The 20,023-nt window shown below is 52.9% G+C and carries 22 protein-coding genes and 1 tRNA gene; 14 read left to right on the plus strand and 9 right to left on the minus strand.

Annotated features, from left to right (window positions below; genetic code table 11):
- Positions 1-47: 47 nt before the first annotated feature.
- Entirely contained in the window at positions 48-623 is a 576-nt protein-coding gene (locus G549_RS0101535) for a response regulator (protein WP_156905445.1), read from the plus strand.
- Between the two features lie 53 nt (positions 624-676).
- Here the strand turns inward: G549_RS0101535 and G549_RS0101540 are convergent, their stop codons facing one another.
- Both G549_RS0101540 and G549_RS0101545 read right to left on the minus strand, forming a co-directional pair.
- Positions 677-1,222 (minus strand): hypothetical protein, encoded by a 546-nt coding sequence (locus G549_RS0101540; RefSeq protein ID WP_027833554.1) that lies wholly within the window; start codon positions 1,220-1,222, stop codon positions 677-679.
- 1 nt (position 1,223) lies between these two features.
- Complete coding sequence (locus tag G549_RS0101545; RefSeq protein ID WP_027833555.1) at positions 1,224-2,756, minus strand: helicase HerA-like C-terminal domain-containing protein; 1,533 nt, start codon at positions 2,754-2,756, stop codon at positions 1,224-1,226.
- Between the two features lie 176 nt (positions 2,757-2,932).
- On the opposite strand from G549_RS0101545, the gene G549_RS0101550 reads away from it, so the two are divergent.
- Together G549_RS0101550 and G549_RS0101555 are read left to right on the plus strand one after the other, a co-directional pair.
- Positions 2,933-3,259 (plus strand): YbjQ family protein, encoded by a 327-nt coding sequence (locus G549_RS0101550; protein WP_027833556.1) that lies wholly within the window; start codon positions 2,933-2,935, stop codon positions 3,257-3,259.
- An 82-nt stretch (positions 3,260-3,341) separates the two neighbouring features.
- Complete coding sequence (locus tag G549_RS0101555) at positions 3,342-4,685, plus strand: TIGR03808 family TAT-translocated repetitive protein (protein WP_051213137.1); 1,344 nt, start codon at positions 3,342-3,344, stop codon at positions 4,683-4,685.
- 17 nt (positions 4,686-4,702) lie between these two features.
- Here the strand turns inward: G549_RS0101555 and G549_RS0101560 are convergent, their stop codons facing one another.
- Positions 4,703-5,728: an asparaginase gene (locus tag G549_RS0101560; protein ID WP_027833558.1), complete on the minus strand. Its 1,026-nt coding sequence runs from the start codon at positions 5,726-5,728 to the stop codon at positions 4,703-4,705.
- Positions 5,729-5,973: 245 nt separating this feature from the next.
- Between G549_RS0101560 and G549_RS0101565 the strand changes: the two genes are divergently transcribed.
- Both G549_RS0101565 and dld read left to right on the plus strand, forming a co-directional pair.
- A complete protein-coding gene (locus tag G549_RS0101565) occupies positions 5,974-7,143 on the plus strand; it encodes an alpha-hydroxy acid oxidase (RefSeq protein ID WP_027833559.1) in 1,170 nt (389 codons plus the stop codon).
- A gap of 5 nt (positions 7,144-7,148) precedes the next feature.
- Positions 7,149-8,828 (plus strand): D-lactate dehydrogenase, encoded by a 1,680-nt coding sequence (gene dld, locus G549_RS0101570; RefSeq protein ID WP_027833560.1) that lies wholly within the window; start codon positions 7,149-7,151, stop codon positions 8,826-8,828.
- Positions 8,829-8,918: 90 nt separating this feature from the next.
- Here the strand turns inward: dld and G549_RS0101575 are convergent.
- Positions 8,919-8,993, minus strand: a tRNA-Gln gene (locus G549_RS0101575).
- A 312-nt stretch (positions 8,994-9,305) separates the two neighbouring features.
- Between G549_RS0101575 and G549_RS18520 the strand changes: the two genes are divergently transcribed.
- Entirely contained in the window at positions 9,306-10,232 is a 927-nt protein-coding gene (locus tag G549_RS18520) for an MBL fold metallo-hydrolase (RefSeq protein WP_051213140.1), read from the plus strand.
- Here G549_RS18520 and G549_RS0101585 read toward each other — a convergent pair.
- The 4 genes from G549_RS0101585 to G549_RS0101600 are packed head-to-tail and all read right to left on the minus strand — an operon-like array spanning position 10,229 to position 13,946.
- Positions 10,229-11,032, minus strand: a complete 804-nt coding sequence (locus G549_RS0101585; protein WP_027833561.1) for a DUF1499 domain-containing protein — start codon at positions 11,030-11,032, stop codon at positions 10,229-10,231. The genes G549_RS18520 and G549_RS0101585 overlap by 4 nt on opposite strands.
- 12 nt (positions 11,033-11,044) lie before the next feature.
- Positions 11,045-11,695 (minus strand): pyridoxamine 5'-phosphate oxidase, encoded by a 651-nt coding sequence (pdxH, locus tag G549_RS0101590; protein ID WP_036220787.1) that lies wholly within the window; start codon positions 11,693-11,695, stop codon positions 11,045-11,047.
- 43 nt (positions 11,696-11,738) lie between these two features.
- Complete coding sequence (locus tag G549_RS18525; RefSeq protein WP_036220790.1) at positions 11,739-13,193, minus strand: aminotransferase class V-fold PLP-dependent enzyme; 1,455 nt, start codon at positions 13,191-13,193, stop codon at positions 11,739-11,741.
- Positions 13,194-13,946 (minus strand): class II glutamine amidotransferase, encoded by a 753-nt coding sequence (locus tag G549_RS0101600; protein ID WP_169449590.1) that lies wholly within the window; start codon positions 13,944-13,946, stop codon positions 13,194-13,196.
- A gap of 142 nt (positions 13,947-14,088) precedes the next feature.
- Here G549_RS0101600 and G549_RS0101605 point away from each other — a divergent pair, with 142 nt between their 5' ends.
- Both G549_RS0101605 and G549_RS0101610 read left to right on the plus strand, forming a co-directional pair.
- Complete coding sequence (locus G549_RS0101605; protein WP_027833564.1) at positions 14,089-14,553, plus strand: Lrp/AsnC family transcriptional regulator; 465 nt, start codon at positions 14,089-14,091, stop codon at positions 14,551-14,553.
- Between the two features lie 135 nt (positions 14,554-14,688).
- The gene (locus tag G549_RS0101610) at positions 14,689-15,627 is read left to right on the plus strand and encodes a DnaJ C-terminal domain-containing protein (RefSeq protein WP_027833565.1); all 939 of its coding nucleotides are present in this window, start codon (positions 14,689-14,691) and stop codon (positions 15,625-15,627) included.
- On the opposite strand, the gene G549_RS0101615 is transcribed toward G549_RS0101610, so the two are convergent.
- Positions 15,624-16,577 (minus strand): L-threonylcarbamoyladenylate synthase, encoded by a 954-nt coding sequence (locus G549_RS0101615; protein WP_051213447.1) that lies wholly within the window; start codon positions 16,575-16,577, stop codon positions 15,624-15,626. The two genes, G549_RS0101610 and G549_RS0101615, sit on opposite strands and share 4 nt — an antisense overlap.
- A 77-nt stretch (positions 16,578-16,654) precedes the next feature.
- Between G549_RS0101615 and G549_RS18530 the strand changes: the two genes are divergently transcribed.
- The 6 genes from G549_RS18530 to G549_RS21755 all read left to right on the plus strand — a co-directional run bounded on the left by G549_RS18530 (position 16,655) and on the right by G549_RS21755 (position 19,962).
- A complete protein-coding gene (locus G549_RS18530) occupies positions 16,655-17,647 on the plus strand; it encodes a histone deacetylase family protein (protein WP_051213143.1) in 993 nt (330 codons plus the stop codon).
- Positions 17,648-17,660: 13 nt separating this feature from the next.
- A complete protein-coding gene (locus G549_RS0101625) occupies positions 17,661-17,876 on the plus strand; it encodes an exodeoxyribonuclease VII small subunit (RefSeq protein ID WP_245985842.1) in 216 nt (71 codons plus the stop codon).
- 13 nt (positions 17,877-17,889) lie between these two features.
- Positions 17,890-18,108 (plus strand): DUF6500 family protein, encoded by a 219-nt coding sequence (locus tag G549_RS0101630; RefSeq protein ID WP_027833568.1) that lies wholly within the window; start codon positions 17,890-17,892, stop codon positions 18,106-18,108.
- 151 nt (positions 18,109-18,259) lie between these two features.
- Positions 18,260-18,859: an SCO family protein gene (locus G549_RS0101635; RefSeq protein ID WP_036220794.1), complete on the plus strand. Its 600-nt coding sequence runs from the start codon at positions 18,260-18,262 to the stop codon at positions 18,857-18,859.
- A 2-nt stretch (positions 18,860-18,861) separates the two neighbouring features.
- A complete protein-coding gene (locus G549_RS0101640) occupies positions 18,862-19,593 on the plus strand; it encodes a TlyA family RNA methyltransferase (protein ID WP_210162380.1) in 732 nt (243 codons plus the stop codon).
- A gap of 219 nt (positions 19,594-19,812) precedes the next feature.
- Entirely contained in the window at positions 19,813-19,962 is a 150-nt protein-coding gene (locus G549_RS21755) for a hypothetical protein (RefSeq protein WP_156905446.1), read from the plus strand.
- Positions 19,963-20,023: the final 61 nt, after the last annotated feature.

Here is a 20,023-nt window from a genome sequence, read left to right on the forward strand (position 1 = left end):
ATCACCTTTTCCAGTGTTAACCATTCATTAACCACGGGAGAGGTGATTTGTTCGAAACCAAGGTCGTTGGAATACTGACGCAAAACTCAGCGCTAAGTTCAATCTTGGCCATGGTCCTGCGTGATGTCGCGGGTCTTCGCCTGCGTGAATTTTCCAGCGCGGCCCATCTTTTGCGCTATGCCGACATTGCGCCGCTTGACCTCTTGATCCTTGATTATCAGCTCGCTGACCGCTCTGCACCAGATGTTTTGAACAGCTTGCGCAGCAATCCCAGCATTGATGTTGAGACGTTACAAACCATCACCATGATTAAAAATATTGACCGGGAATTGCAGGCCAGTGTGGTCAATGCCGGCATTGATGAGATCATCGTGAAACCCATGTCTCCGGCCTATATCAAGGAGCGGGTAAGCGCCCGCCTTGGGGCCAATGGAAAATTTGTGCGCATCCCCACTTCAGCGGCATCCAGCCGCGATTGGCGCGATGATGAATCCCACAATGAGAACCAGCCTCGTCCCTTTGACCATGGGCAGCTTGGGCAAATGAGCGCCCAGCATGACAATGTGATTGAGTTTTCTGCCTATCGCGACAAGCTGACCAGCATGAGCGATAAGCCGCATTAAGGCCCCTCATTTCACACGGGGCACCTACCTACGAACATCTACTGATTGAGAATTTAGCGCGGTGTTTCCGACAACAGCGTCGCGACTTTATCCCAGCCTTCTTCCACTGATCTGGCAAAAATAATGCGCTCCAGTGCGTCGGGCCGATCAACGGCCACCACATCCTGCATGAAGCCGCGAAGCAACAAAAACTCGTCGCTTTTGGACAGGCACACAAGGGGCCGACAGGCTGAGGCCAGCCATGTTTCCAAATATCGCCCTAAATCCTGCACGCCACAAGGCAGCACCCAGAAATGTGAAACCGATTGTGCGATGGGTTCGATTGGCGACCCGTTTATCTCAATGATTTCAGCGCCGTCAGGTAATTTGACGCTTGGCGTATTTTCTTGATGATAGACCATCACCCGGCCATTTTTGGACAGCGCCCCGGATACAAAGCCTGAAGCCACCTCTCCGGTCGGCATCGCACAGCAGATATCGACCTTCTTCTGCGCCAAAAATTCGCCAGTCGCGTGGGCCTTTGTGATTTGCTTTTGGTGTTCGGCCCGGTCTGCAGGCACCAGAAATCCGGCAGTCTTGATTGGTTTTTTTCCCTTCATTCTAACGCCCCCGCTTGAGTGAACCGAGAATACCACGAACCAGTTGGTTCCCCAACTGTCGCGCAACGGTGCGCGCGAAGGTTTTTACGGCTGCTTCTGTTGGCGTTTGACGCCGGGATTGACTTGTCTTGCGTTTTGTTTTGGGGCGATCATCGCGATATTTGTCGCGGTAGCCTGTGCGCGTGTCCCAAAGGTCGCCAAAATCATCTTTTTGTTCGCGCTCAAGCTGCAATTCTTCTTCGCGCAATTTTGCCTCTGCACGGCGCTGCAGTTCTTCATAAGCAGAATCGCGATCCATGGTTTGATCATACAACGCTGCCACAGGGCTGTTTGCGATAATCTGCTTGCGCTCCTCTGGCGTGATCGGGCCAAGTCGCGATGATGGTGGCCGCATCATGGTGCGCCCAACGATCGAGGGAACACCTTTTTTCTCAAGCGTTGACACCAGCGCTTCACCCACACCCAATTGGGTGATCACTTCCTTGGTATCAAATGCTGGATTGGGCCGGAATGTATCGGCCGCTGTTTTCACCGCACGTTGCTCACGCGGCGTATAGGCCCGCAAAGCATGTTGCACCCGGTTGCCCAGTTGCGCCAGCACGGGGTCGGGAATGTCGAGCGGATTTTGGGTCACAAAATAAACGCCCACCCCTTTGGAGCGGACCAGTTTGACCACTTGCTCAACCTTATCCATCAATGCGTCTGGCGCGTCATCAAACAGCAAATGCGCTTCATCGAAAAAGAACACCAAATGCGGTTTGTCCGGATTGCCAACTTCTGGCAGTTCTTCAAATAGCTCTGACAACAGCCACAGCAAAAACGTGGCGTAAAGGCGCGGCGATTGCATCAATTCATCTGCCGCCAACACACTCACAACACCGCGTCCGTCTTTGTCGGTGCGCATCAGGTCTCTGATATCCAGCGCGCGTTCGCCAAAGAAGTTTTCGGCGCCCTGCTGCTCCAGCACCAATAGCGAGCGTTGGATGGCACCGATTGAGGCACGGGAGACCCGGCCATATCGCCTGGAAATAATATCGGAATTTTCGTCAATATCGGCCAAAATCGCGCGCAGGTCCTTCAGGTCCAGCAGCAACATGCCCTCATCATCCGCGTATGCAAAGGCGATATTGATCACGCCTTCTTGCACTTCGGTCAAATCCATCAGCCGGGCCAGCAAAAGCGGGCCCATATCGGAAATGGTGGCGCGAATGGGGTGGCCCTGGCGGCCGAACAAATCCCAAAAGATGGTCGGAAAGGCTTCATAGACATAATCGTCAAAGCCAATATTTTGAGCGCGCTCTTCCAAAAAGTCTTTGGTTTCGCCGCTTACCGCAACACCGGAGAGGTCGCCCTTCACGTCAGCGCAAAACACAGGCACCCCTGCCCGCGAAAAGCCTTCAGCCATGATTTGCAGGCTTACAGTTTTACCTGTGCCGGTTGCCCCAGTGATCAAGCCGTGGCGATTGGCCAACTTCAGATCGAGATATTCAGCTTGGGTGCTGGTGCCAAGATAAACCTTGCCGTCAACAAACATCCAATGGCCCTTCCAGAATTTTGAAGGTTTATATAAGCCGTGCGATGAACAAATCTCAATAGGACCATTGTTTTTTTTGACAAATATGCCCAACACATCAGTTCAGTTGGTGGTTTGACTTGAAAAGACACAAGCGATGCCCCATTTGTCGAGCAGACTTATTTTGGGGGCTGGACATGCTGACGACGACAACGGACACGCTCGATGGTTTCGAGATTACCGAATATATGGGCATCGTGATGGGGGAAACTATTCTGGGTGCCAACTTTATTCGCGACATTATGGCGACCGTGACCGACTATATCGGTGGCCGCTCCGGTGCCTATGAAGAAACATTGAGCAGATCACGCAAAGCCGCCCTTGAAGAAATGTGCGATCGGGCGCGCGCCATCGGCGCCGATGCCGTTATCGGCATTGATATCGACTATGAAACTGTTGGGTCACGCGGTGCCATGTTGATGGTGACCTGCTCGGGCACCGCCGTTAAACTGCGGAAAACCTGAACCAAGTTAACCAGCAGGGTCCTCTTGGCTTGCAATTGAACGGTATTTCACGCTCAATAGACTAGCAGTTCGGGAGGGGTGCATGATAAATCGGCGACATTTTTTGATGACTGGCGGCGCATCCTTTTTAGGCGCTGCCTCAGCTATGGGCGTTGCCTCGCCACTTATGGCGCAAAACAATGTGAGCGGCGCCCTGCTTGATGGCCGAAATTTTGGCCTCGCCCCCGGTGCGCCTTATGACCAGGCCGAGGCATTGGCCACCGCGATCAATGCAGCCAACAGCGCCAAGCAAAAGCTTTTCCTGCCCGCTGGTAGCTACCAGATATCAAATGTTACTTTACCTTCCAGCACACAAATCATTGGTGCAGGCAGCGCGACCAAACTGGTGCAGCTCACGGATAAGCCTATTTTTTCGTTGGTCGGTGCGCAAAATATCGCCCTTGAACAGTTTGATTTGGTGGGGGCGCAAGACCTGGCGGCGGACGCGATCCTTTACATGCAATCCGTGCGCAATGTGAATATTGAGGAATGCGGCTTTTTCGCCAGCGCCAAACACGGCGTTTGGGGATATGACGCGCAAGTGCAACTCAACAGCAATCGCTTCGAACAGGTGGGCAGCGCGGCGATCTTTTTGACCAATGGCGTGCAATCGCAAGTGCGCGGCAACATCATCAATGGATGCGGCAACAATGGCATTTTGATTTGGCGTGATGAACCGGGCTTTGATGGCACGATTGTCACCCACAATCAGATTGAAAATATTGAGTGGCGTAGCGGCGGCAACGGCCAAAATGGCAATGGCATCAACGTGTTTCGAGCACAGAATGTCATCGTGGCGAACAATGTAATTAAAGATTGTGGATTTACAGCGGTGCGCGCCAACGGCACGCGCAACACGCAGATCATCGGCAATAATTGTCAGCGGTTGGGTGAAGTGGCGATCTTCTCCGAATTCGGGTTTTCGGGCTCTTTGATCAGCAACAATGTGATTGACGAAGCGGCCACCGGCATTTCAATCACCAATTACAATGATGGCGGCTACTTGGCTGTGTGCGCCAACAATATTGTGCGCAATATTTGGGAAAAAAGCCCCAACAATCCCGACACCATTCCACTCGGCATCGCTGCGGAGGCAGATTGCGTGCTATCGGGCAATGTGGTGGAAAATGTGCCCGGCGCTGGCCTCCTGCTCGGTTGGGGTCCTTATCACCGCAATTTGCTGGCCAATGGCAATTTGGTGCGCAAATGCAAATATGGCATTGCCGCTTCGGCAGTTGAAGGCGATGGCCCGATCAATATTACGGGCAATTCGCTTTTTGAGTGTGAGCAACCGATGGTGGGAAGCAAATGGCGGGATGTTGAATTTGATGATCTGGCGAAGAAATCGCCAGACCATATTTTTGTCGCCAACAATGTTGTCGGCTAGGCCCTAAAAGCTCACCACTAAAGGAACGAGGCGAATTCGCCGCTCAAATGCGCTGCGCCCACTTCAAAGCCGCGCCAATTTTTCGTGGTTTTGTGAGACCATTGCGCCAGCAATTTCTTTTGGGCGTCTGATGCCTCGGCCAAGCTGGCCACCAGCCCGGCGACGATTGCCTCAGCGGCAGGAACAGAGCCATCGTCCACTTTCAGGGCAAACCCTAAGTGGCTATTGCGCAAGGCGCCACAGAATACGCCGTCCGCGCCGACTTTCATCATCAATTGGCCTTTGAACGCCTCCATCGCATCGGTATCAATGCGATCAGTGCCTGCGACCAACATGGCGTTTTGCGCACATGCGTCAAACAGGCGCTGCCCTGCTTGCGTATAAAGGGCAGGTAAATCCGAATTTGGATCGCTCAGTTTGGCAAATCCAGTGGCAAACCCGCGCAAGGGCGACGCCCAAGTTGGAATTGAACACCCGTCGCGACCGCATCTGTCGGTGCTCATCGTGTCACCCACCACTTTTTCAACGCAGGAACGCACCAGCTTTTGCACGGCATGGTCTTGCTCAATATAGCCCTTCGGATCGACACCCATGGCTTTGGCCACGGCCAACATGCCTGTGTGCTTACCGGAACAGTTATTGTGCAACGCCGTCGGCGTTTCACCTTTCGCCCGCATGGCCTCGCGCGCGGCTTTGTCGGATGGCACGTGCGCACCACATTCAAGCTGGTCGGCGCTCATACCAATTTTGTCGAGAAACCGTTCGACGCCTTCCACGTGGATCGGCTCGCCTTTATGAGACGCGCAGGCCAGTGCCAGGTCGCGGTCATCGAGGGCGAATTGATCAACCGCACCACTTTCGAATAAGGCCAGGGCTTGCAACGATTTAATGGCAGAACGCGGGAAAATGGGGTGATCCACATCGCCAGCGCTTGCAACAATCTTGCCGCTGGAATCGGCAACACAGAAGGCCGCGCGATGGCGGTTTTCCACCCAATTTCCACGTGTGAACTCTACCAAAACCGGATTTGCAGTTTGCTGCATTTATGATCCCCTCTTACTGCCTATGGCGCTTTTGGGCGATCAATAGCATAGCCAGGTCGGTCTACCAATGCGCCATTTCGCTAATAGTGGTTGGCCAACCCGGGGCCGCTAGGCCGTCCCCATTGGTCTAATCCGGCCTAGGGCGACTTTTCTATCACTGCAATAGGCGCTAAAAAGAAAGGCAAGTTGTTGAAGGCCGCGTCTGCAATTACTGCCGCGCGGAGGGTTACAAAGGGGCACGCGTCATGCGTTTGAAAGACTGCTATAATTTCCAAGATTTTCGCAAGCTGGCGAAGCGCAGATTGCCCGGACCGATCTTTAATTACATTGATGGTGGTGCCGACGATGAAGTGACATTGGCGGAGAACAGCAAGGCATTTAACCGATGTGACCTCTTGCCATCAGTTTTGGCCGGGGTGCGCGACATTGATATGTCGGTCACCGTGATGGGGCAAAAGCTCGACATGCCGGTCTATTGTTCGCCCACTGCGTTGCAAAGGCTGTTTCATCACAAAGGTGAGCGCGCGGTCGCTGCCGCCACGGAAAAATATGGCACCATGTTTGGCGTCTCCTCCTTGGGCACAGTGTCGCTAGAGGAATTGCGGCAAAAGCACAAAAACCCGCAGATTTATCAGTTTTATTTCCACCGCGACCGCGGGCTGAACAAAGCGATGATGCAACGTGCGAAAGAGGCGAAAGTAGATGTGATGATGTTGACCGTCGACAGCATCACAGGTGGCAATCGCGAGCGCGATTTGCGCACGGGCTTCTCAATTCCATTCCGCTTAAATCTGGCTGGTCTGACGCAATTTATGCTCAAGCCCATGTGGGGCATCAATTATGTGACCCATGAAAAATTTCGGCTGCCGCAGCTTGAAGAGCATGTATCGATGGGCGGCGGCACAAGTTCAATTGGCGGCTATTTCACCGAAATGCTCGACCCCACATTGAACTGGGACGATGTTGCGCAAATGGTGCGTGATTGGGACGGACAATTCTGCCTAAAAGGCGTCATGACCGTTGAGGATGCGCGCCGCGCGGCGGATATTGGCTGCACGGGCATTGTGCTCTCCAACCATGGCGGCCGACAGCTTGATGGGTCGCGCACGCCTTTTGATCAGTTGGCGGAGATTGTCGATGCAGTTGGTGACCGCCTTGACGTGCTGATGGATAGCGGCGTTCAGCGCGGCACTCATGTGCTTAAAGCGCTGTCGCTTGGCGCCAAGGCTGTTGGTGTTGGGCGGCAATATCTCTATCCGCTCGCCGCAGCGGGCCAGCCCGGCGTTGAACGCGCGCTTGGCTTGATGCGCGCGGAAATTGAGCGTGATATGCGCCTGATGGGCGTGAGCACCATTGATCAACTGGGTCGTCATAATGTGCGTTTTAAAGATGGTTGCGGCCAATTTGGCGAATGACCTGAATGACCAACGAAGACCTAATTAATAGATTTCGCGCCATTGTGGGCAAACGCCATGTGCGCACAGGTCAACGTGCCACCGAACGATTTCGGCGCGGCTTTCGCTCTGGCGAAGGGGAAGCGCTGTGTGTTGTGCAGCCGGGCACTTTGCTGGAACAATGGCAAATTGTGCAGGCCTGTTGGGCAGCAGACAAAATCATCATTATGCAAGCCGCCAATACGGGCTTAACGGAAGGCTCCACCCCGTCGGGCCGCTATGATCGCGACGTGGTGTTGATCAATACCCAGCGGATGGACAAAATCCATTTGCTTGATCAGGGCAAGCAAGTGATTGGTTTTCCCGGGTCCACCCTCTTCTCGCTTGAAAAGCTATTGGCGCCGCTCGGCCGCGAGCCGCATTCGGTGATCGGCTCATCCTGCATCGGCGCATCCATCGTTGGCGGCGTGTGCAACAATTCTGGTGGCTCGTTGGTTGAACGCGGGCCCGCCTACACCGAATTGTCGCTGTTTGCGCAGATTGATGCGGATGGTCAGCTTCAATTGGTCAATCATTTGGGGATCGATTTAGGGGAAACACCCGAGGAGATACTCACGCGGCTGGAACAGGGCGACTTCGACAAAAACCCGGCCGAGACCAACCGCAAAGCCTCGGCCACAGACTATGCGGACCATGTGCGTGCTGTCGATGCGGATACGCCAGCCCGCTTCAATGCCGACAAAAAACGGCTGCACGAAGCCTCAGGCTGCGCTGGGAAGATGGCGATATTCGCGGTGCGCCTCGACAGCTACCCCCAGCCGGAAAAGCAAAAGACATTTTATATCGGCACCAACAATACCGAAGATCTCACCACATTGCGTCGGCATATCCTGGCGCATTTTGACTCATTGCCTGTCTCTGGCGAATATATGGAACGCGAAGTGTTTGATCTGACCGAACGCTACGGCAAAGACACGGTGATGATGATCGATTGGTTGGGCACAGACCGCTTGCCGACCTTCTTCGCCTTAAAAGGCGCGATCGATTCGCGGTTGCGCAATGTTCCCGGCTTCGCCAATTTGACCGACCGTCTCATGCAACTGTTTGCCCGCCTCACCCCGCGCGTTTTGCCCAAACGGATGATGGAATTTCGCCAACGCTATCGCCATCATTTGATTCTGAAGATGCGCGATGAGGGTGTCGACGAGGCGGCAGCATATTTGGCCAAGCTGTTTGCCGATCGTGATGGTGATTCTTTCGAATGCAGCGCACGGGAAGCCAAGTTGGCGGGGCTACATCGGTTTGCCGCCGCCGGCGCTGCTGTGCGTTATATGGCGATCCATGGGACCGAGGTTGAAGAGATTATCCCGCTGGATATTGCCCTGCAGCGCAATGATCTGGATTGGTATGAACAATTGCCGCCAGAAATTGACGAGCAATTGGTGCATAAGCTCTATTACGGGCACTTCTTCTGCCATGTCCTGCACCAGGATTATATCGTCAAAAAAGGCGCAGACCTCAAGGCGTTGAAGGCGCAGATGCTTGAGTTGCTGGACCAGCGCGGCGCTGAATATCCCGCCGAACATAATGTGGGGCATCTTTACGTGGCCAAACCCGATTTGGCGGCGCATTATCAGTGCTGTGACCCGACCAATTCATTCAATCCGGGCATCGGCAAAATGTCGAAGAAAAAGCATTACGGTTAAGCCTCAAACCGAAGCAGCTCACCGACAAAAAACGCAGTTTCGTCGCCTGCAAAATGCTGCGGATTCAAATCAATAATTTTGGAAAGATGATGGCTGGGGCGGCAGGATTCGAACCTGCGAATGGCGATACCAAAAACCGCTGCCTTACCACTTGGCCACGCCCCAGTATGTTCGTCAAATAAATGACTGAACGGTGTCGGTATATATGCGTTTTCATTTGGATGTGCAACCTTTGAAAACCACCTTTTTCAAACTTTTTGCACAAACTTGCCTTTAGGCGGCCAAAGCGGTGCAAAAGGGGTCAACTATTGGTCATTTATCGAGAATTTGACGACCAGCCAAGCGCTTGGACAAGTCTAAACTAGCTCTGGCCAATTCACACACAATTTGACTCAATTGCCCATTGTTGCAGTCTTTTGGAATTGCCCCTACTAATTAAGCCCTCTTACGCATTATCCGCTCAACGCCAAGGCGAACATGACTTTGCAACAGCAAACTGCACCCAGCTATCAAACAGACTTTTCGCCCAAAATTGGTGAGGCGGAAAGCGTTGCGCCTTTTGTTGAGCGAATCGTTGCGCCAAATGCGTCGCCCTACACGTTCACGGGCACCAATTGCTTTTTGGTGGGCCAAGACGAGTTGGCCATCATTGACCCCGGCCCCGACGTGCAAGCGCATATTAACGCCATCGACAGGGCGCTAAATGGGCGCAAAGTTGTTGCCATATTGCTCACCCACACTCACCGCGATCATTCGGCCGTGGCCCCCAAGCTGGCCCATAAATATGATGTGCCGCTGATGTTTGGCGGCCCGCATCGGCCCGCGCGTGCCTTGCGCCTATTTGAAATCGACCCGATGAGACGATCAGGGCATTACGGGTTACGGCCTGATCGGACCTTGAAACAAGGCGACATTATTCGGCTTGGTGCGGTGGAAATCGAAGTGATCGAAACGCCCGGGCATTGTGCCAACCATATTTGCTTTGCGTTATCGGACCGGGCGCACATTCTCACTGGTGACCACATCATGGGGTGGAACTCCACGCTCATTGCCGATCCGGATGGCGCCTTGGCCCCCTATTTGGAATCGATAGACTTTTTATTGGCTTGCCCGGGACAAATATATCTTCCCGCCCATGGCGACCGAATCGTAAAGGGCAAAAAGTTTGCCAAAGCGCTCAAAGGGCATCGCCTTCAACGCAACGCGCAAATTATTGACCTGCTTAAAGAAAATGCAAAGCTCTCCGCTTGGCAGTTGACGGATAAAATGTATCCCGACGTGTCGATGGCAGTGAAAGGCGCTGCACTGCTCACGGTGAAGGCGCATCTGCATTTTTTGACTGAACAGGACAAACTGCGAAAGCACACGCGGCTGTTGCGGCAGCCGGTTTATAGCACAGCCTAGTCCGCCTCCTCAGTCGATGGTTCCTCTTGCAAAGGCGCGGCGCGGCTTAGGTCCAAGAGTTTCTTGCGCACGGCGCTATCCAAATCTGCCAAGAAGGATTGTATGCGCCGTCCATTGGTGCCCAAATCCGCTTCACCAAAATAGGAAGCAGACCGCATATCGATTTCGCTCTGGTTTTGATCGTAAATTGCACGAATGGAAACGCGATCTTTAAAACCCAACCATGTCTTAACATCGCCCATGTACAGCGTTTCCGTCTCGGTCGCTGATTGGCGGTTCACATTGTCCCACCCCTTTGCCGCGATCTGTCGTTCAAGCAGGGGCAGTATATCGTTGGGTCCAAGTGGGTAGGCACGGGTCACGGCGGTGGGAAAGCTAATCGCCACTTCCTGCGCCATTTGCTCAAGCTCAGCCTGTTTGGCCGGCGTTTCGAGCGACGGTGCCCCCAAAGGTGGTGGATTATTGATGTTGGTCGTCACCTGGTTGGTTTGCGGGTGTTGGGTGGCCAACAGCACTGTGAGCCCCAAAAGACCAGCCACAGCAATGCCGACCAAATTGGCCCAACTGGCCATGCCCCATCCATGATCGCCTGTGTACCACAAGCGTATAAAGGCAATGAGGCCCACCGCCAGCGCGGCCATCCCCAATATGGTGGCCAACGCAAACATGGTGACGAAAATTGGGCCATCAATTAGTTCGATATGATGCGCCAACACCGACACCACATAGAGCGGAATGACAAGGCGCGCCAAACGCGCCGCCCAAACGGCCCAAGCTGAGGTTTTGATGAAAATGCGCACGTGCTATTTTACCTAAGGGTTCAGGCGCTGGCGTTGCCACTCGCCATTTTTGTTTTTCGTAAATCGAACCCGGTCGTGCAGGCGAAATTCGCCATCACACCAAAATTCAATCTCACTCGGCAAAACCGTATAGCCTGACCAATGATCGGGACGCGGCACGTCCTGACCTTCATATTTTTCTGTCAGCTCTTCCACCCGATCGATCAGTTCTTGACGCGACGCCAATGGCTTTGATTGATCTGAGGCATGGGCACCAATTTGCGACCCGCGTGGGCGTGACGCATAATATGCGTCTGCGCGCTCTTCGCTCACAGGCTGCACCTTGCCGCGCACGCGCACTTGCCATTCCAGGGACTTCCAATAAAAGCCAAGCGCCGCCTTTGGATGCTTGGCCAGTTCATCACCTTTGGCACTGGTTGTGTTGGTATAAAAGGTGAAGCCGTCATCTTCACGTTCTTTAAGCAGCACAATGCGGATATTGGGCAGCCCGTCAGCGTCCAGCGTGGCCAGCGACATGGCATTGGCGTTGCGTGGTTCTTTTTCCCACGCCAATTCCAGCCAGCGATCAAACAATTCATAAGGGTCAATTTCCCCTTTGAATGCGGGGTCGAATAGCTCTTTGTTGCGAGATTTCACCAAGGCTTCGATATTGTCCTGCGCCATTTATGCCGTTCCTTTTTTAGAGTCGGCATGGAGCAGTACCTGCCTAGCCGACCGCTTGCAGCCCCTCCGCCTTATGGCAAAAAATGCCAGATTGCGGATCAAGCTGATATTGATCCAGATATGTGCCCGCACTATTGGCCAATTCGTCAACCTTATCAATGATGAATTGGGTTTTTCGATCATCAAAGAGGTAGCTGAAATTCAGCCGCACCCATCCGGGCTTTGCTAGTGCGTTCCCCTGCTTTATCTCATTGCGCACCTGTTCGGATTGATGCTGATCAATATTCAACAAATGGTGGCCATATGGTCCGGCGCACGCACAGCCACCGCGCGCTTGAATGCCGTAAAGATCGGACAGTGCCCGGGTGAAAAAATTATGCGGCACGGGCATCCCTTCATTGTCGGTGACGATGAAGGAGAAAATCGGGATGCGGTGGGCGTCCAGATTTCCCAACAAATGAATATTGGGGTTATTGCTCCAGCGCGCCATGGCCATGCGCACAAACTGTTGCTGACGGGTGGCGATCATGTCGGCATCCAGCGCCTCTTTGGTCAAGAAGCACAGGGCAGCGCGTATATCGCCGATAATATTGGGTGTGCCCGCCTCTTCGCGTTCAGCGATCGAATCCACATAGTCACGGTCCCATTCGGACACATAGGTGACTGTGCCGCCACCCGGCCATGAAGGCACATTGCGCCGCACAACTTCATCTTTCACCGCCAAAATGCCTGAAGCGGCAGGGCCGCCGGCAAATTTATGGGCTGACATGAAGATGGCATCAATTTCCAAGCCTGGCGCTGGGGTAAGGCTCACCGGGAGGTACGGCGCGCCGCCAGCATAATCCCAAAAGCTGAGCGCCCCTTTTTCCTTGAGCAATTGCGTGGTGGCGACAACATCCGTGGTGATGCCCGTAACGTTGGACGCGGCAGAAAAGCTGCCGATGCGCAAACAATGGTGGGCATATTGATCAAGCAGGTTAGAAAGCGCATGCAAATCCAACCCACCTTCCTCGGCTTCGGGCACATAGACAATTTTTGCGCCCGATTCGACCCAGGGTAAAATGTTGGAATGGTGTTCATATGGCCCCAAAAATACGACTGGCACTTGATCCGCCCGCACCAGATCCTCCAGCCCCACCAACTTGACCAAACGATTGATCGCCGCTGTCGCACCAGCCCCAGTAAAAATCACCGAATGCTCGCGGCCCGCGTCGATTATGCGGGCAATTTCGGCCCGGCCAGCTTCGCGCATAGCGGTCATTTTCTCCCCGCAATAGGACGCGCGGGTATGCGAATTGGCGTAATAGGGCAGCACCTCTTCCGCGACGAAATCTTCAATCACCCGCAAGGCGCGCCCGGACGCAACATAATCTGCGTAGACCATTTTTTGTGGCCCGAATGGCCCCTCGATCATCACATTATCGCCAATTAGTTGATCACGCAGAAATGCAGGAAGATCGTTTTGGACAGCCAGTTTTTGTGTAAATTTCTCAAACATTTAGGCCACCTTTTCAAATAGGAATGATTGGGACATCTGGACCTGCCCATCTTTGGTCAGCTGGGCATGAACGAGCGAATTGGGCGGTACCTCGCGCCAATTGTCTTCAATGTCATCGAGGGGTTCTGAGGCCAGCAAAAAATGATCGCACTGCAGCCGTTGATAGAGCGATGGGGCGTGGGCGTCGTTTGACCAGCGGATGGCCCAGACATTTTCACCATCGGCTAAAGCGAAAGTAGCGCGGAAAGGCGCTTTGACACCTGTGTGGCGCATATGATCCAGAATTTGATCTATTGTCGCTTCAATCGCCTGCACCGGATCGCGCCTTAAGCCATTGGTGCACAGCAAAGCAAAAATCAGTTCGCTATCCGTATCGCCTTGGCGCATTTGGTAGCTTTGGTCATCGAGCTTTTGCTCAAGCGGTCGTTTGACCTTTTCGAAATCGCCGATTTGGCCGTTATGCATAAACAGCCAATTTTCGCAGCGAAACGGATGGCAATTCACAAAGATGTTCGGCGCGCCAGTGGACGCCCGCACATGCGCAAAAAACAGATTGCTTTCCAACTGCGAGGTGATCTCGCGCAGGTTTGGATCGCTCCACGCGGGACCCGCATTGCGATAAAGGCCAGGAAAGGGCTTTCGGCTATACCAACCTAAGCCACCGCCATCGCCATGGACACCAAGCTTGGCTTGATAGGATTTTTGCGCCTGCCCGCAAAGAGCATGCTCCCCATCATATAGATAATCTTCCATATGGGTCGGTTGACCCAAATAAGCGATCCAACGGCACATTTTGACCCTCTTTCGATCTCGAATATCTATTACTGCGCGAATTTAGTGAGAAATTCTCTCTAAATTTATGGACAAAGTGATCAATATTTGGTCAAATGACCACATGAATGGACATAAACTCGATCATTATGATTGTGCTATATTGCGACACATGCAGCGCGATGCGTCTCTGACGCAGCGTGATTTGGCCGATTTGGTCCATTTGAGCCAAAATGCATGTTGGCGTCGGTTGCAAAATCTCAAAGCCGCAGGCTTTATCAAAGGCTCAACGATTTTGCTGGATCGCGATGATCTGGGCTTTGGGTTGGTGGTCTTTGTTATGCTGCGCACCCGGCACCACTCGGCCGATTGGCTCGAAAAGTTTCGGGCGCATGTCTCAACCATCCCTGAGGTGATCGACTTTTTCCGCATTGGTGGCGACTATGACTATTTCCTGAAAGTGGTGACGCAGGACATGTCGAGCTATGATGATGTTTACCAGCGACTCATATCGAAGGTGGAACTCGATTCGGTCACTTCATATTTCGCCATGGAGGCGATTGAAGAGCAGCGCCCCTTGCCAATATAGTTTTTGACCGGAAAATGAGGGCTTTTCACCGCCAAAAGCTGGACATTGTCGGTGCCCATCTCCATATATGAAGCAAATGTAAAATCGCGTTGATAGAGAATTTCGATCAACGCCAATTTTGGAGTGACTCGTTTTATGCGTGATCCCTATAGCGTTTTGGGTGTGGCGCGCTCGGCGAGCGATCAGGAGATCAAGTCTGCCTATCGTAAACTGGCGAAGACCTATCACCCGGACCAAAATAAAGAACCGAAGGCTCAGGAAAAATTTGCTGAAGCCACGAATGCTTATGACTTTTTGTCTGATAAGCAGAAGCGCCAGCAATATGACCGCGGTGAAATAGATGCCGATGGCAACCCTAAAATGGCCGGATTTGATTTTTCCGGCTTTGGCGGGGGTGGCGCGCGCGGTGGTGGCCAGCAAAGCTCTGGGGTCAACCCTGAGGATATCTTAAAAGAATTTATGGGCGGCCTTGGCGGCGGCTTCGGTGGCCGTGGCGGCGCTGGTCCCATGGGTATGGGCAGCGCCCGCAACTTTTCCACTGGTGCCCGCAATCGCCCCAAAGGCGAAGACGTCAAGGTACGCCTGAATGTGACCTTGGAAGAAATTCATGCGCGTGAACCGGTGCCAGTGACTCTGCCAAATGGCAAGGTGCTGTCGGTCAACTTGCCATATCCGCTTAATGACGGGCAGCAAGTGCGCCTGAAAGGTCAAGGCGAAGCCTCTCCTATGGGAGGTAAGCGCGGTGACGTGTTGGTGCAGGTCAAAGTGAAAAAGCACAAGCATTTCCGCAAGGATGGCGACGACTTGCGCGTGGATGTACCGATCACGCTTTATGAAGCCGTGTTGGGCGGCAAAGTGCGTGTACCTACCCTATCCGGCGCAGTTGAGCTCAAAGTCCAACCGGGCATGGACACGTCAAAATCCTTGCGCCTCAAAGGCAAAGGGTTGTTTGGCGAAGGTGATCTCTACGTCAATTTGCGGATTGTGCTGCCAGAGAAAAAAGATCCCGACCTTGAAAGCTTGATGCGGTTTTGGCGTGATCAAAAGCCCTATACGCCGCGCGAAGAAAGCTAATTGCGGTCTGCAGCGGCGCGGCGCAAGCGGTCATTGATCGCTTCGCCCAACCCATCCGCTGGAATTGGGGCCACTGCAATGGTGCGCACCCCCTGCTGATCCGCCTGCCGTAAAAAGCTAAACAAATTGCGCGCTGCTTCCGCCAAATCACCACTTGGCGAGAGGTTGAGCGTTGCATGCTTGCTTTCAAGGCCACTTGCGCCAAAGTTCAGCGCCGCTTCCCCATCATGACAATCCACAGCATTTAAGCGTACAGCGGCGTTGGGCGCATAGTGCGACAGCAACATGCCCGGCGCTTTGATGGTTTTGTCTTGCGGATCGAGCACTGGCATATTGGTCGCTTCTGCAAGCTGTGAACGCGCGATCGTGCCGGGCCGCAACAGCACCAATTGATCATCGCTAACGGCGACGATGGTGGATTCCACTCCCTCTTCCGCAGGACCGCCATCAACCACTGGCACACGCCCTTCAAACCCATCCAGCACATGTTGTGCTGTTGTAGGCGATAGTTTGCCGGACGGATTGGCCGACGGCGCCGCCACGGGAAAACCTGCCGCTGTAATCAATTCACGCGCCAAATGATGTTTGGGCATGCGAATGGCGATTGTGTCTAAACCTGCCGTCACCAAGTCTGAAACTGGTGCATCGACCCGCTTGGGCAACACCATGGTAAGTGGGCCAGGCCAAAACTGATCGGCCAGTTTTTGCGCCAACTCGGGGAATATCGCGAGCCGCTGCACCATTTCCAAATCCGCGCAATGCACAATCAGCGGGTTGAAGCGCGGGCGGGCCTTGGTTTCAAAAATCTCCAACACCGCATCATCGCGCGCCGCGTCGCCCGCCAGCCCATAGACAGTTTCGGTGGGCATCGCCACCACATGGCCGTCCCGTAAAATTCGGGCAGCTTGTTCAATTTTAACTAAATGTGTGCTATCGCGCGGCTCTCTCATCGGTGCTGTTTGACAAGGCTTTGCAAGAAGGTCAAGAATCAAGTTCAGCAAACGCAAGTAAAGGCGAAACAAATTAGATGGCATGTTTGCTTATCCAACACCCGCAAGGTGCACAGCACCAAATGCCAAAAGGGCATCCAGAAAGCCCTGACCGCCTGCATTATCTCGACTTGCTTTTCAACCATGCGCAGTTCGCTGGTTTTGACAAAAGTGAAGCCAAATATGCCGATTTGGGGTTGGTGGAGCTGGCCCATTCCCAACAACATATTCAGTTGGTGAAATCGCGCCGCCCTGTTGAAAGCATTGCAGAGATTGATGGCGACACCTTTATTGCGGCCAACAGCTTTGAAGCTGTGATGAGCGGCATGGGCGGGGCCATGGACGCGGTGGAAAGCGTGATGTTGGGCCACCATCAAAATGGCTTTTGCGCCATTCGCCCGCCTGGCCACCACGCCGAACATGATCGCCCCATGGGGTTTTGCCTGTTCAACACCATTGCCATCACCGCGCTTTGGGCGCGCGAAAAATATGGGCTGGAACGTGTGGCGATTGTCGATTTCGACGTGCATCACGGCAATGGCACACAAGACATTTTCTACAATGATCGCAATATGTTTTATGGCTCCACCCACGAAATGCCCTTATTTCCGGGCACGGGACAAAAGCGCGAAACGGGCGCTGGCAATATTTATAATGCGCCGCTTTCTCAAGGCACGAATGGTGCGACGATGCGCGAAGCGTACAATGATCGTATTTTGCCCGCGCTTGATCGGTTTAACCCCGATCTGATTTTGCTCTCTGCCGGATTTGATGCCGACCAGCGCGACCCGCTCGCCTCCCTCAATTGGGAGCCGCGGGACTTTGCGTGGGTCACTGGCAAAATTATGGATATTGCTGACAAAAGATGTGACAACAGAATCGTATCCCTATTAGAAGGTGGATATCATCTAAATGCATTGGCTGAAGGTGTTGCGGCGCATATCAATATGCTAGAGCATGGAGAAATGGGCGCGCCCTTTGATGCAGCAAAAGAACTAGAAGGAATTTGGCGTGAGCGAGAAAACGCATAGCGATATTGCCGAGATGGATTTTGAAACCGCGCTGACCGAGCTTGAGCAAATTGTGGGCAAGCTTGAAGCTGGCCGTGCGCCCTTGCAGGAAAGCATTGAGGTTTATGAGCGCGGCGGTCTGCTGAAGGCCCATTGTGAGAAATTGCTGAAACAGGCCGAAGCCCGGATCGAAAAAATCACGCTAGACGGCAATAGCCAGCCGCAGGGCACTGAGCCACTCGACAGCTAGAAAGCCCCACAAAATGCGCGATAGCTTGCGGCTAAAGGCCGTTGAAGTGTGCGACAAAAAGATCGCCCAAAAGGGCGATAATGTCGGCATTTCTTTTTATGCTTTTTTCAAAAACAAAAATGATACGCCGGAAATCCTGATGGAAGCCGCGCGCTGGTGGATTGAAACCCATCGGCTGGACCATTTTGAAAAGGCGGTTAAAATCAAATCCATGATCGAAAAAGGCGAATAACGCCATAGTCTTAATTGACTTTATTCATAAATAGAGTCGGCAACTTCACACATTGATTCAAATAAATGCTGCAAGGACGATGGGTCGCATCGCCTTTACAAGGGCTTGGATTTAGGTTTCAAACGAGTCCAAGCTGAGTTGGAGATACATCATGAGCCTCGCACGTGTGCGCCTAATCCTATGGGCACTTGTTTTAATTGTCGGCGTCACTGCCACCATTTTCACCCTTTATCGCCAAACTTTACCCGCTTCAGAAACCGTGCGTTTTGGCGGCGATTTTGAATTGGTGAGCACCAAGGGCGAGACCTTCACGCAGGATGATTTGGCCGGCGAACCGACCATGATGTTTTTCGGTTACACGTTCTGCCCAGACGTTTGCCCCACCACGCTCTATGAAAGCAATGTTTGGCGCCAGGCGCTTGATCTGACCAGCGAGGACATCAAAACCGTTTTTGTGACAGTTGATCCAGAGCGGGATACGCCAGAACAATTGGACGCCTATCTCAGCTCGTTTGGCGAGGACATTATCGGCCTGACTGGCACGCCAGAGCAAGTTGACGAGATCAAATCCAAATATGGCATTTTTTCCGAAAAAGTGACCGATGAAGATAGCTCCGACTATTTGGTCAACCACACGGCAACGCTCTATCTTTTGGACGAGAATGGCGTCTTTGCAGGCACCATTGCATATGGCGAAGGCAAGGAAAGCGCCGTGGCCAAACTCAAGCGCTTGTTGAATATTGAAGGCTGAACTTGAAGCGGCTGGATCAGTTCTTAGACGAAAATGATTTGTGTCGTTCGCGCGCGCGTGCGCGCGACGCCATTTTGCGCGGCTGCGTCACCGTTAATGGGCGCCCCGCCGCCAAAGCGGGGTTAAAGATCTCCGACAAAGATGTGGTGGAAATTGATGACCCCACCGCCCCTTATGTATCGCGCGCTGCACTCAAACTGTTGGCGGGCATAAAAGCAAGCGGCATTGAGGTCACGGGCAAAACCTGCCTCGACCTGGGGGCATCCACGGGCGGCTTTACGCAGGTATTGTTGGAGCAGGAAGCGGAAACCGTGTTCGCGGTGGATGTGGGGCGCAACCAGCTCGCCGATGAAATCAAAACCGCGCCGCAGGTGGTGAACCTCGAAAACACCAATGCAACGCTTCTTTCCGATGAAATTGTGCCCAAGCCGATTGAGCTTTTGGTGAGCGACATCAGCTTTGTTTCCCTCACCAAGGTCATCGCGCCCGCGCTGGCGCTTTGCACATCGGGTGCAGATGCGCTGTTGCTGGTGAAGCCTCAATTTGAGGTGGGCCGGGAGAAAGTTGGCAAAGGCGGCATTGTGAAAGATGTGGCAGCCATTGAGGCGGCACGCCGACGGGTCGACAATTTTGTGGTGCAACAGAATTGGGAAAAACGCGCAGAGGTCCCCTCACCCATAGCGGGTGGCGACGGCAACCAGGAGTTCATTCACTGGTACCGCAAAACGGGTTAGCATGCTGAACAATCCTGTGAAATAAAGCATATATCTGCAATTAGAGCTTTCAATCACATTGATTATTTGGCAGATTTTAATAGTTATTTTTTAAATCAAAATTGTTGAATATTTACGAGCTCTATGGAAAAAATTCTCAAGAACACTCCACCAATCCTTATTATATACGGATTCATTTCTTCTCTGGCGTCAATTCTTGCTACTTACGTGAATCAAAATATGAGCACCGTCGGCATGAACACGGTCGACCAATACATCATTTTGATCGACAATTACCTGTTTGCGGCAGACCAGTTTTTCTATTACACGGCATTTGCCGGTGTGATTTGGGCAGGCTCAAAATTGTATAGCGAACTCAAAAAAAGATAGCGCGATTTAGTTCGCCAATGCATTTTTGCATAGCGTTAGTCAACTGCGCCCACATTTATGT

The organism is Maritalea myrionectae DSM 19524 (genome assembly GCF_000423365.1).
Classification (GTDB): Bacteria; Pseudomonadota; Alphaproteobacteria; order Rhizobiales; family Devosiaceae; genus Maritalea; species Maritalea myrionectae.